At 38.6% G+C, this 11986-nt stretch carries 9 protein-coding genes and 6 tRNA genes; 6 read left to right on the top strand and 9 right to left on the bottom strand.

Features of this window, described 5'->3' with window-relative positions; genetic code table 11:
• Positions 1 to 4 precede the first annotated feature (4 nt).
• The 4 genes from cpxA to yejK form a co-directional block, all read right to left on the bottom strand.
• A complete protein-coding gene (cpxA, locus tag FEE42_RS10400) occupies positions 5 to 1399 on the bottom strand; it encodes an envelope stress sensor histidine kinase CpxA (RefSeq protein ID WP_059367898.1) in 1395 nt (464 codons plus the stop codon).
• 5 nt (positions 1400 to 1404) lie between these two features.
• The gene (locus FEE42_RS10395; protein ID WP_164028498.1) at positions 1405 to 2109 is read right to left on the bottom strand and encodes a response regulator; all 705 of its coding nucleotides are present in this window, start codon (positions 2107 to 2109) and stop codon (positions 1405 to 1407) included.
• A gap of 47 nt (positions 2110 to 2156) precedes the next feature.
• Positions 2157 to 2570 carry an outer membrane protein assembly factor BamE gene (bamE, locus tag FEE42_RS10390; protein ID WP_059367903.1) on the bottom strand — a complete coding sequence of 138 codons (414 nt, stop codon included), beginning with the start codon at positions 2568 to 2570 and terminating at the stop codon, positions 2157 to 2159.
• A 62-nt stretch (positions 2571 to 2632) separates the two neighbouring features.
• Complete coding sequence (gene yejK / locus FEE42_RS10385) at positions 2633 to 3649, bottom strand: nucleoid-associated protein YejK (RefSeq protein ID WP_059367904.1); 1017 nt, start codon at positions 3647 to 3649, stop codon at positions 2633 to 2635.
• A 136-nt stretch (positions 3650 to 3785) separates the two neighbouring features.
• Between yejK and FEE42_RS10380 the strand changes: the two genes are divergently transcribed.
• From FEE42_RS10380 to FEE42_RS10370, 3 genes are all read left to right on the top strand, one after another.
• The gene (locus tag FEE42_RS10380; protein WP_059367908.1) at positions 3786 to 4004 is read left to right on the top strand and encodes a YejL family protein; all 219 of its coding nucleotides are present in this window, start codon (positions 3786 to 3788) and stop codon (positions 4002 to 4004) included.
• A 1-nt stretch (position 4005) separates the two neighbouring features.
• The gene (locus FEE42_RS10375; RefSeq protein WP_059367914.1) at positions 4006 to 5754 is read left to right on the top strand and encodes a DUF3413 domain-containing protein; all 1749 of its coding nucleotides are present in this window, start codon (positions 4006 to 4008) and stop codon (positions 5752 to 5754) included.
• Between the two features lie 219 nt (positions 5755 to 5973).
• Complete coding sequence (locus tag FEE42_RS10370) at positions 5974 to 6966, top strand: amidohydrolase family protein (protein WP_059367915.1); 993 nt, start codon at positions 5974 to 5976, stop codon at positions 6964 to 6966.
• Between the two features lie 101 nt (positions 6967 to 7067).
• On the opposite strand, the gene FEE42_RS10365 is transcribed toward FEE42_RS10370, so the two are convergent.
• From FEE42_RS10365 to FEE42_RS10345, 5 genes are all read right to left on the bottom strand, one after another.
• A tRNA-Val gene (locus FEE42_RS10365) sits at positions 7068 to 7143 on the bottom strand.
• 54 nt (positions 7144 to 7197) lie between these two features.
• Positions 7198 to 7273 (bottom strand) — tRNA-Val (locus FEE42_RS10360).
• Between the two features lie 64 nt (positions 7274 to 7337).
• Positions 7338 to 7413, bottom strand: a tRNA-Val gene (locus FEE42_RS10355).
• Between the two features lie 39 nt (positions 7414 to 7452).
• Positions 7453 to 7528, bottom strand: a tRNA-Val gene (locus tag FEE42_RS10350).
• 39 nt (positions 7529 to 7567) lie between these two features.
• Positions 7568 to 7643 (bottom strand) — tRNA-Val (locus FEE42_RS10345).
• Positions 7644 to 7812: 169 nt separating this feature from the next.
• Between FEE42_RS10345 and gltX the strand changes: the two genes are divergently transcribed.
• From gltX to FEE42_RS10330, 3 genes are all read left to right on the top strand, one after another.
• Positions 7813 to 9255: a glutamate--tRNA ligase gene (gene gltX / locus FEE42_RS10340; protein WP_059367919.1), complete on the top strand. Its 1443-nt coding sequence runs from the start codon at positions 7813 to 7815 to the stop codon at positions 9253 to 9255.
• 78 nt (positions 9256 to 9333) lie between these two features.
• Positions 9334 to 9409, top strand: a tRNA-Ala gene (locus tag FEE42_RS10335).
• A gap of 907 nt (positions 9410 to 10316) precedes the next feature.
• On the top strand, positions 10317 to 11894 hold the full coding sequence (locus FEE42_RS10330) for a transferrin-binding protein-like solute binding protein (protein WP_059367923.1): 1578 nt from the start codon (positions 10317 to 10319) through the stop codon (positions 11892 to 11894).
• Positions 11895 to 11986 lie beyond the last annotated feature (92 nt).

Here is an 11986-nt window from a genome sequence, read left to right as displayed (position 1 = left end):
ACTACTACTTATTCAACCAAAGCGGTAGCTCAATCGTAACGGCAAGTCCCCCAAGCTCACTTTTTTCAGCCCATACCTTACCTTGATGTTCTTTAATAATATTTAAAACAATAGTTAAGCCTAATCCTGTACCGCCTGTTGAGCGGGTACGAGCTTCATCAACGCGATAAAATGGTTGGAATATTTTTTCAAATTCGTCAGGGGATACCCCAAAGCCATTATCATCAATTCTGATCTTTAGGGTTTCTTCTTGAACAAAAATATTGAGTTTGATCTTACTCTTGGTATATTTCAGAGCATTTCTAACAATATTTTCTACCGCACTTTGCAATAACTCCGGATCTCCGTTCAAAAATGGTTCGGAATCTGATAATTGAAAGCATTGTTCAAATTCAATATGGCCTTGTTTGGCTTCAAACATTGCATCTTGTACGACATCACGCCAAATTTTTTCAGCCGGAAAGATAGCGCTTTTTGTTTGTGTATTCATTTGTTGCCGAGAGAGAAGTAGTAGCTCATTAATCATTTTATCCATACGCGTAATTTCTTTCTCAATTCGTTGAACGGCACTATTACTACCTGTTTTATGACGGACAAGTGCTACAGCAAGTTGGAGACGGGTCAATGGCGTTTTCATTTCATGAGAAATGGAAGATAACAAATTTTGTTGATTTGAGACTAAACTATTAATCGCTGTTGCCATTCGGTTAAAACTTTGACCTACCTGGCGCAATTCCCACGGTCCGTCTTTACTTAATTGAGGATCAATTTTAAAATTTCCTAATGCTACATTGTTCGCTGCTTTTTGTAGGCGATAAATGGGTTTTACAATGGTATAGGTAAACCACCATAGTAATGGTGTGGTAGTCAATAAAGTTAATATTAATAATACTAATGGGTTGTCGATCATGTAACGAAGTATTTCTTGAGAAGGACTGGCATGAGAAATAAAGAAAAGTGAAAAGGGCTCATCAAAGCTGTCTACATACACTTGAAAAGGACCTGCAATCTGAATATTTACAAAGGCTTTTCTCATAGGGTGAGAGAAATTATTTGCCGTTTCGGCAAAGCGTTCTATAAAGATTTTTTCTTCACTAAATGCGCCCAAAAATTCTTTGCGCTGAGGGTTGTAAATAACCGGGCGGGTTTCACTGAATCGATCAATAGGAAGTAAGGGAACTTCAGAAAGAAGTGACTTAATTTTGTGATTACGAATAGATTCTACTAATTTTTTTTGATAACTGGCAATTTCAGGCTCCTGAAGCGTTGAGTAAAAGCGATTATCTAAATAGGGTAAGAGAAATAACGATACCATCATAGCAAAAAATGCGAGCCAAAAAGCTATAAAGGTACGGATAGTTAAATAATTTAAACTAAACTTTTTTTTTCGATTCGGCATAGAGACTATTTACTAATTAAAAGATAACCACGTCCACGTAAAGTTCTGAACCATGACAATCCGTCTTCTCTAGAGGGCAATTTTTTACGTAGGTTTGACATATGCATATCAATCGAACGATCAAACGGTGCAAGAGGTTTCCCCAATACACTCATACTTAATTCCTCGCGAGTGATGGGCTTACCTTGAGAACGAATCAGCGCTTCAAGTAATGCAAATTCTGAGGCTGTAAGGAAAAGATCTTGTGTTTTATAGAATACTTGTTGATGACCTGAATGGAGTTTTAGCTCGCGGAAATAAGTCCAACCGCTTTCTTCCGGTTTGCTTTTTACATCTTCTAAATCTTCGGATCTTGTACTTCTACGTAAAATTGCTTTAATGCGGGCAATCAGTTCACGATCATTAAACGGTTTTGGTAAATAGTCGTCTGCACCCAGTTCTAATCCTAATACACGATCAATTTCTTCGCCTCGGGCGGTTAACATCATCACGGGAACATTAGACTGTTGGCGGATACGTTTAAGCGTTTCGATACCGTTTAATACCGGCATCATGACATCTAACAAGATCAGTGAATAATCCTGGTTGAGCTTATCCAATGCCTCTTGCCCGTTATTAGCAACATCAATATCAAAACCCGATAGAGAGAGAACTTCCGCAAGCAAGTCAGTTAATTCGGTATCATCATCAACTAATAAAATCTTTGACATTATTAAACCTTTTTGTATGACTTATTGTTTAGTAAAACAAAAGGAAATTACCAGAATCTCCACCAAGATTTTTTGTTGGTGTCAGCATTACGCTCAATAATCGTGTTGTTTTCATTTTGTGAGGTCACTTCAGGTAATGGTTTATCCAGATTTGTTTCCGTCACAACACCACGTTGGTCAAATTTTACGGTAAAAGTATGTTGTTCCGGGGCTTGGTAGGCGCGTTGTTGTAAAAACACATAATACCAAGTTAAGTTGCTATAAGGATCAATTAAGACAGGCGTTCCGAGTAAATATTGTACTTGTTGAACTGTCATACCCTGTTTAACTTGTGCTACGCTTGCTGCTTCTAAATAGTTGCCTTGTGGCACATCAATACGATAAACGACTTTTTCAACTGTCGAACAAGCAGAAAGGCTAAGAGCCAATACTGTTGCACCAAAAAGAGTTTTGAATTGCATTTTCTTTACCTATTATTCACAATTTTTTTCAAATAATACCCAAAGTTAATTCTCTTGCCAAACTAATTCTTTGATTTTAGGGCTTTTTGTAACTGATCTCTCAAGTTTGGCGGCAACCCTTTAATAACAAGTTCATCGTTCATTGAATCCCAATGAATTCGCGTATTGAGCAAATCCGCATCAAAACTTAATGTAATTCCCTTACCCGAACCGGAGAATTTTGTCAGGGATTTTAATGTGGAACGCACCGGCGGAATACTTTCCTCTAAACCATAATCCTGATTTTCTACAAAGGAAACAAAAGGGTGCTCGCTTAGAGTCGGCAGGGTGGCTGAAAGTTCCGCTAATTCAATTTCTTCGCCGGTGGCAAGTTGCCCTTTACAATAGTCAAAAACTTGTTTTTTTACCGCTTGGGTTTGTTCTTTATTGAGCTCACCCTGTTCACAATAATCACTGACAGCCTGCAATAAGCATTGATTTTGCAGCTGTGGGTTCAATCCTTCTTCTGCGCCTAAGAAATCCATAAAAAAGTCACTGATTTTTCTCCCAACCCGTCCTTTAATAAAAGTTAAATAACGATTGGAATTAGCGTTAATTTGTAAATCGGTTAGGTTCACCCTAGCGGCAATATCAAATTGTGTAATATCAAGATATTCTGTGCGTTGAATATCTAAATGTTCGTCCACCAGCATACTGTGTCGGCTGTCGAGCAAGGCGATAAATAGATAGTCTGTCGCTAAAAAATTATAGTGGCATAGAATGAGTGTGCCGCTGTCGGCAAAACTGTATTTGTTTAATTCGTTAGCGAGAAGTTTAGTTGCATATTGACTAAAGCCCAAAAATTCGATTTCTTGTTCCAACAAACGATTCAAATTCTGTGCAAATACCGAATTTTCTTGGAAGATACCGAAGGCTTTGGCTTTATTTTGATAAGCTTGGTGTAGTTGCAACATCATTTGCTCTACTTCCGGCGTAATTGGTAGGAGTTTCTCACGAAGAATACTTTCCATTTTAGTATTCTCACCGTCAATTTGTTTGATAAGTTGATGTAGCACGATTTGATTCACAGTAATGCTCATTTTATGTCCCTCTTTCAAAAACGTGGCAAATTATAACCGCACTTTCTCTGTATTTCTGCAAGAAAAAAGAAATTATTTATGATCTGTAAAATAATCGGGTATCATAGAGCAAACTCTTTCTTTTATTTTTAATAAAATGGCGCAACATTCTAAATATTCTGATGCACAGCTGAGCGCAATTGTAAATGATATGATTGCCGTACTAGAAAAACATAAGGCTCCGGTGGATTTATCCCTGATTGCACTTGGTAATATGACAAGTAATTTACTCATAACCAGTGTGCCTCAAACGCAGCGGGAAGCCTTAGCACAAGTCTTTTCCAATTCTTTAATTAACGCAGTAAAAAACCCTTAGTATGATTCGATTCAAAAAAGGCATGTTTAGCGGGAAACAGTACCGTGATGAAACCTCACGAAAAATATCGTGGGGGCATTGGTTTGCCTTTTTTAATATCATTATCGCTATATTAATTGGTGCGCGTTACGCTTTTCTAATTGATTGGCCGGACACTCTTGGCGGAAAACTTTACTTTTTCGTTAGTTTGCTCGGGCATTTTAGTTTTAGTGTTTTTGCTATTTATTTATTGGTGATATTCCCGTTAAGTTTTATGGTTAAAAATCACCGCACTTTTCGTGGGTTAACGGTAATTCTGTCCACTATTGGTACAACGCTGTTGTTATTTGATACGGAAGTATTCCATCGTTTCAATTTACACTTATCTTCCGTTGTGTGGAACTTATTGGTGAATCCGGAAAATGGGGAAATATCACGGGATTGGCAAATATTTTTTGCACCTATGCCGGTTATTCTCTTGGTGCAAATGCTGTTTTCCCGTTGGAGTTGGGAAAAACTTCGCAGTTTGGAACGCCAAAAATGGCTGAAATCGGTGGGAATTTTCTTCACTTCGGCCTTTATCGCGACTCATCTTATTTATGCTTGGGCGGATGCTTATTTATATCGCCCAATCACAATGCAACGCGCTAATTTCCCACTTTCTTACCCAATGACGGCTCGCTCGTTTTTAGAAAAACACGGGTTATTGGATGGTGAGCAATATACACAAACATTAGCGAAGGAAGGGCGGCTAGATGCGCTAAAAATTGCTTATCCAAAACATTCTTTGGTTTTCACACCAATGGAACAAAAACCGAATATTTTGCTCATTACGGTTTCGGGATTACGTTATGATTCTGTTTCCATTGAAACAATGCCAAAATTAGCGGAGTTTGCCGCTCATTCGACACAATTCACCAATCATTACAGTAGCGGTAATACGAAAAGTGCCGGTTTGGTGGGGATATTTTACGGTTTGAACGCGAACTATACGGATAGCATTTTAAGTAATCACACCCCATCGGTATTGGTTGAAAAATTACAAGCGGAAAAATATCAATTCGGTTTATTTTCAGCAACGAATTTTAAAGAGAGTTTATTCCGCCAAGCGCTATTCCGCGGTATGAAACTGTCAAAAGGCAAATTCGGAAACGAAAGTGCGGTCAAAAATTTCAATGAATTTATCACAACAAGAAAAGCGAATAACCCTTGGTTTGCTTATCTCGATCTTGATTTAAACATTAGCAATATCTCGGAATACGCGCAGCATTTAATGCGTATGGATAAATTGATTGAGCAAGCATTAATGAATGTTCCATTGGAAAATACAATGGTTATTCTAACCACAGAACATGGTTTAGCTTTCAATGCGTTAAATGAAAAAGAACGGGAGAATTATTTTGGGCGTGATCAAATTCAGGTTCCGTTATTGGTCTATTGGAAAGATTTACCAGTGGGGATCGAAAAAGGCTTGACAAGCCATACGGATTTACTGCCTGCGTTGATGAGAAATGTGTTTAATGTTCAGAATCCTTCCAAGGATTATTCGCAAGGGCATAATTTGTTTGAGCGAAACGGTGACGACTGGGTGCTTGTTTCTAATTATCGTTGGAATGTGTTGGTTCAGCCCGATGGCACGCAATATCATATCGATCGCAAAGGAAACTACAAAAAATTTGACCGCACTTATCAAGAGCAGTCTTCCGAACGTCCGCCTTTAGGTTTGTTCTTGGAAATGTTTAAGCGGGAAAATTCATTTTTTGATAAATAAATGATAACAGCATTTTCATTCTGTTTTCTGATAAAAATGAATAGCTTTTTGGGGTTTAACCCTTTATACTCTCGCCTCAGTTTAAGACTGAAAAGATGTTATTAATGAAAATCCGTGAGTTTTTCATAACATTATTACAATGCTTCTCGCCACGTTTGTCGTGCCTTTCAATTAATACGCTTCTCGTCTTTTTGTCCTCATCCTTTTTATGGAGTTTGTATGAAAAGCCATGTTCGTAGTTTTAAAACTTTTATTCGTGATGAAATCATTAAAAAAGGCGGTTGGGTCAATGCGCACGCTCACGCCGATCGTGCCTTTACGATGACACCGGAAAAAATCGGGATTTATCATAGCAGTAATTTACAACAAAAGTGGGATTTGGTAGATGAAGTAAAACGTACTTCCAGTGTTGATGATTATTACGCACGCTTTTGTCAATCTATTGAATTAATGATTTCTCAGGGGGTAACGGCGTTCGGTACATTTGTTGATATTGATCCGATTTGTGAGGATCGCGCAATTATCGCTGCGCATAAAGCCCGTGAAGTTTATAAACACGATATTATTCTTAAATTTGCGAATCAAACCTTAAAAGGCGTTATTGAACCGACGGCACGGAAATGGTTTGACATTGGTTCGGAAATGGTCGATATGATTGGCGGCTTGCCTTATCGTGATGAATTGGATTATGGGCGTGGACTTGAAGCGATGGATATTTTACTCGATAAAGCCAAATCGCTCGGTATTATGTGCCATGTTCACGTAGATCAGTTTAATAATCCAAGTGAAAAAGAAACCGAACAACTTTGTGATAAAACTATCGAACATGGAATGGAAGGGCGAGTTGTGGGGATTCATGGCATTTCAATTGGCTCTCATTCAAAAGAATATCGTTATAAACTTTACGAAAAAATGCGTAAGGCAAAAATGATGATGATTGCCTGCCCAATGGCATGGATTGATAGTAACCGTAAAGAAGATCTTATGCCGTTTCATAATGCCTTAACCCCCGCAGATGAAATGATCCCGGAAGGTATTACCGTTGCACTGGGAACGGATAATATTTGTGATTATATGGTGCCACTTTGTGAAGGTGATCTATGGCAAGAATTAAGTCTGCTTGCGGCAGGCTGCCGCTTTCCACATCTAGATGCGATGGTTGATATTGCAAGTATGAATGGACGTAAAGTATTGGGATTAGAGCCTATTTGATTGACTTTTTTAACCGGACGGTCATAAATAAAAAGTTTATGATCGTTCTTCATCTTGTTAGATAATGTAAAAATAAGAAAAAAGTATTTAGATAAGTAAATTGGTGGGCGATACCGGTCTCGAACCAGTGACCCCCTCCTTGTAAGGGAGGTGCTCTCCCAACTGAGCTAATCGCCCGATAATATTAAGACTTAAGTCTTATATTTCGGTTTATTTAAACACTTGATTAAGTGGTGGGCGATACCGGTCTCGAACCAGTGACCCCCTCCTTGTAAGGGAGGTGCTCTCCCAACTGAGCTAATCGCCCACATAAGACAGCGTTTAAATAACAGGGAAAGTTTGAGCGGAAAGAATACTTAATCTAAATTAAGTGGTGGGCGATACCGGTCTCGAACCAGTGACCCCCTCCTTGTAAGGGAGGTGCTCTCCCAACTGAGCTAATCGCCCGCTTGGTCAAACTCTACAACACTAAGATACTTTTAAAAGTGGTGGGCGATACCGGTCTCGAACCAGTGACCCCCTCCTTGTAAGGGAGGTGCTCTCCCAACTGAGCTAATCGCCCGCTTGGTCAAACTCTACAACACTAAGATACTTTTAAAAGTGGTGGGCGATACCGGTCTCGAACCAGTGACCCCCTCCTTGTAAGGGAGGTGCTCTCCCAACTGAGCTAATCGCCCTTAATGTTGTGGATTGGCATTATAGGGATAATGCATTTTCAGTCAATCATTTTTTATAAAATTTAACTTAATTGTTGTAAAAATAAACATAAAAATGGCTTTTTTATTTAGAACTGTGTCTAGTCGTAGTAGAATAGCGAGTAATTTTTTATTGAATATAGGTTATAAAATGAAATTAGATGCCCCTTTTGATTTAGATCCAAATGTAAAAGTACGCACACGTTTTGCCCCAAGCCCAACAGGCTATTTACACGTAGGCGGTGCACGTACAGCGCTCTATTCTTGGTTATTTGCAAAACATAATCAAGGTGAGTTTGTATTGCGTATTGAAGATACGGATTTAGAACGCTCAACACCGGAAGCAACCGCGGCGATTTTAGAAGGAATGGAATGGCTTAATCTTGCATGGGAACACGGCCCTTATTATCAAACCAAACGTTTTGATCGTTATAACCAAGTGATTGATGAAATGCTTGAGCAGGGCTTGGCTTATCGTTGTTATTGTTCTAAAGAACGTCTGGAAGAGTTGCGCCATACGCAAGAACAAAATAAAGAAAAGCCGCGTTATGATCGTCATTGTTTGCATGATCACAGTCATTCACCAGAGGCGCCTCATGTTGTGCGTTTTAAAAATCCAACAGAAGGTTCGGTCGTATTTGATGATGCGGTACGTGGTCGTATTGAAATCAGCAACAGTGAATTAGATGATTTAATTATTCGCCGCACCGATGGTTCACCGACCTATAATTTCTGTGTAGTGGTGGATGATTGGGATATGGGAATCACTCATGTGATACGTGGTGAGGATCATATTAATAATACTCCACGTCAAATTAACATCTTAAAAGCCCTTGGTGCACCGATTCCAGTGTATGCCCACGTTTCTATGATTAATGGTGATGACGGACAAAAACTTTCTAAACGGCATGGCGCAGTAAGTGTGATGCAATATCGGGATGAAGGTTATCTACCGGAAGCGTTAGTCAATTATCTTGTGCGTTTAGGTTGGGGACATGGTGATCAAGAGATTTTTAGTCGCGAAGAGATGACTAAATATTTTGAATTGGATCATGTGAGTAAATCTGCCAGCGCATTTAATACCGATAAACTTTTATGGTTAAACCATCATTATATTCGTGAGTTACCACCGGAATATGTAGCAAAACATCTCGAATGGCAATATCAAGATCTTGGCATTGATACTACCAATGGACCTGCTTTGGCGGATATTGTTACGATGTTGGCGGATCGTTGTAAAACATTACGGGAAATGGCGCTGGCCAGCCGTTATTTCTTTGAAGAATTTGAGATTTTTGATGAAGCAGCAGTGAAAAAACATTTCAAAGCGGGGGCCGTCGAAGCACTTGAAAAAGTAAAAGAAAAATTGACCGCACTTTCTGCTTGGGATCTACATTCGACTCATGAAGCGATTGAACAAACAGCGACAGAGCTTGAAGTCGGAATGGGGAAAGTCGGTATGCCGTTACGTGTTGCAGTGACAGGTTCAGGACAATCGCCATCAATGGATGTGACTTTAGTAGGAATAGGTCGTGAACGTGTGATTGCGCGTATTCAACGTGCGATTGATTTTATTAAATCTCAAAATGCTTAATATTTAATCGTCTGATTTTTTCGAGACAATTTCATATTGACAGCGGTGGCGGTAAAATTTAAGATACCGCCATCTTTTGGGGATATAGCTCAGTTGGGAGAGCGCTTGAATGGCATTCAAGAGGTCGTCGGTTCGATCCCGATTATCTCCACCAAGTTAATTAATCAGCGTAAATCATAGTAATACAAACGATTTAAAATGCCTTGCCTAGCAAGGCATTTTGGTTTCTAAGTAGTGGATAGTGATTCAAGATAAATCATATAACCGCAAATAATAATTCCTATAGTAGATAAGACAAAAGTATAGCCAAAGATGAAGAAAAGAGTTCAATGACGGCTTGGGCTATTTTTAGATTCTTATAATTCTGCCTATAAGACTTGGTAGTCTCTCTATAAACCCCCTTTCACAACTGAGAGAACACAACTCACAATAGGAAATTTTCCTAGCATTTCTTTATCCCAAGCATGCCAAAACGAGAAGAATTCAGGACATACTAACACAAACCATCAGCAATAAATCAGATAGAGAAAGCCCGGAGAAATTGAGGAAAAAACATTAAAAAAAAAAGGGACTATCCCGATAACCGACAAATTTCTCATTTAAGATAAAATATTCTAATGAGAAAAATCGCCTAAATCAGCATAAACAACGTAAACTCATCAAGCTATTGTGAACTCGTGAATGTAAAAAAATACCTCCACATTTTATTTCCATCGTTTACATTCGCCCGCCAGCTTATGATGATAAATTTTTTGTTAGATTGTACTTAACTTAAAACAATAGTAAAACATTAATCTGTTTATTTTTTACTCATCACAAGGTGTTTTTTTAATCTCTTTCGCCTGTTTATTTTTTTTCCTCACAAAGTGTTTGATTTCTATACTTATATTTGATATAAATTTGCCCGAAAGGCTGCCAGCCAGCCTTTTGTATACAAAAGGGCGGATCTTTTTCTTGCGAAAAAGATCCGCCCTTTTGTATACAAAAGGGCGGATCTTTTTCTTGCGAAAAAGATCCAAGACTGGATGTTCAAAATTTTAAATATTAAAAGGTATTTCGAAATGAAAAATTCTAAACTAGTTAAATTTAGCTTAACGCTTGTGTGTGCTGCTATTTTATCTGCCTGTGGGTCAAGTGGTGGCTCAGATAATTCAGCCGCTGAAGCAGAAGCTAAAGCTAAAGCTGAACAAGCCCAACAAGCAGAAGCTGCAAAAAAAGCTGCTGAAGAGGCTGCAAAAAAAGCTGCTGAAGAAGCTGAGAATAAAGTTAAAAACTCAGCTGTCTTTGGTCACAAATTAGTTAAGAAAACAGATTCTAATTTCATTCTTAACATTGAAGGCGAAAATAGAGCTGCAAAATCTTCTGAATCTACTGGTCGTTCAGATACTATGGATGTTAAATTACACCCAAGCCTAGATACAGTTGTTGTATCTATTCCTTTAGATGAAAACGGTAACCCAGTCAAAGGTGCACCAATCGGTTATGTAGAAGATTTTGATTTCCGTGGTAACACAAACAACACTACTGGTGAATTTACTTTAGGTCACATCTATAAAACTGCTAACGGTGCAACAACAAGTGGTCAAGTTCGTGGTGTTGAAACAGATACTAAAACAGCAACCGCAGGAACTGATACTGGTTCAGCTTTAGTTTACCAAGATGGTCGTACAAACTACATCCCAACTGATGATGCGGTAAAAGGTTCTAACTCTGAAGTTGTAGCTAGAAATGATTTCCGTGATCGCACAGATACAGTGGCTGAAGTTTATGGTCACAGAACTTTTGTTGATGGAGATTCATTAACAGGTACAGAAGCTGGTGAAACTACATTAGCAAACGCTCCATTCTTAGCTAAAGATAAAAATAATGCTTATGCGTATAAAGATGGTAAACTTAACCATGTTCAATACGGTCGCGTAACATCAAGATTAGATGATGTTGAGTTAGCACAAGTTAAAACAGGTGTGAATGCGGGCGAAAACGGTACTAAAGTAGTTAGCTATGGTGAGTACAATGAAAAAGGTACTGAGAACAGCTACTTCTATCGCGGTACAGATGAAAGAAACGGCGTAGTTTACAACGCTAACTTAACTAGTGATCTAGCTAAAGTTTATCATGGTGCGGATAAAGCATCAGGTGAGTTGAACTACCAAGGTCATGCTGTAACTTACGGCTTTACACACGTAGCACCAAATGCAAACAAACCTGATGTAAGCAAAGTACCTAATGCTATCGGTGCAAATCCAGAATTTGATTTACCTCAATTAGTGAGTGGTACTCACGTTTCAGCTAAAATTGATTTAGCAACTAAAGGTGTAACTGGTCAATTATATGACGTGTGGTCTGTTGACAATGTTAAATCTAACCAACAAATCGCAAACTTTACCGGTACTTTAGTAAATAACGGTTCTATCACTGGTTCTTCTACCCGTACTTTAGATAACGCTGCCGGTACATTTAACGGTAACTTATTCGGCAAACAAGCTGAAGAGTTAGGTGGTGCGTTAGCAAGTAAAGCAACTGACTCAGAAAACAGCTGGGGTGCGGTATTCGGTGCTAAAGTTCAAGAAACTCCATATCAAGCACCTGAACAAGGTAAAACCTCTGTATGGGGTGTTAAAACTGACGGTAATAACTAATTTAGGTTAATTGATAGTTCTTATGTAAAAGCAGCTCTTAATATGGGCTGCTTTTGTTTTATATTTAATGTTTTACCCTAAATTAAATAATT

The sequence above is a fragment of the Rodentibacter caecimuris genome (assembly GCF_010587025.1).
Classification (GTDB): domain Bacteria; phylum Pseudomonadota; class Gammaproteobacteria; order Enterobacterales; family Pasteurellaceae; genus Rodentibacter; species Rodentibacter caecimuris.
Note: the sequence above shows the minus strand (reverse complement) of the source record. Positions and strands in the feature narration are given on the sequence as shown.

Excerpts from the sequence above, each read along its gene's own strand:
- cpxA (WP_059367898.1), bottom strand. The coding sequence starts at position 1,399 with ATGCCGAATCGAAAAAAAAAGTTTAGTTTAAATTATTTAACTATCCGT.
- FEE42_RS10395 (WP_164028498.1), bottom strand. The coding sequence starts at position 2,109 with ATGTCAAAGATTTTATTAGTTGATGATGATACCGAATTAACTGACTTG.
- bamE (WP_059367903.1), bottom strand. The coding sequence starts at position 2,570 with ATGCAATTCAAAACTCTTTTTGGTGCAACAGTATTGGCTCTTAGCCTT.
- yejK (WP_059367904.1), bottom strand. The coding sequence starts at position 3,649 with ATGAGCATTACTGTGAATCAAATCGTGCTACATCAACTTATCAAACAA.
- FEE42_RS10380 (WP_059367908.1), top strand. The coding sequence starts at position 3,786 with ATGGCGCAACATTCTAAATATTCTGATGCACAGCTGAGCGCAATTGTA.
- FEE42_RS10375 (WP_059367914.1), top strand. The coding sequence starts at position 4,006 with ATGATTCGATTCAAAAAAGGCATGTTTAGCGGGAAACAGTACCGTGAT.
- FEE42_RS10370 (WP_059367915.1), top strand. The coding sequence starts at position 5,974 with ATGAAAAGCCATGTTCGTAGTTTTAAAACTTTTATTCGTGATGAAATC.
- gltX (WP_059367919.1), top strand. The coding sequence starts at position 7,813 with ATGAAATTAGATGCCCCTTTTGATTTAGATCCAAATGTAAAAGTACGC.
- FEE42_RS10330 (WP_059367923.1), top strand. The coding sequence starts at position 10,317 with ATGAAAAATTCTAAACTAGTTAAATTTAGCTTAACGCTTGTGTGTGCT.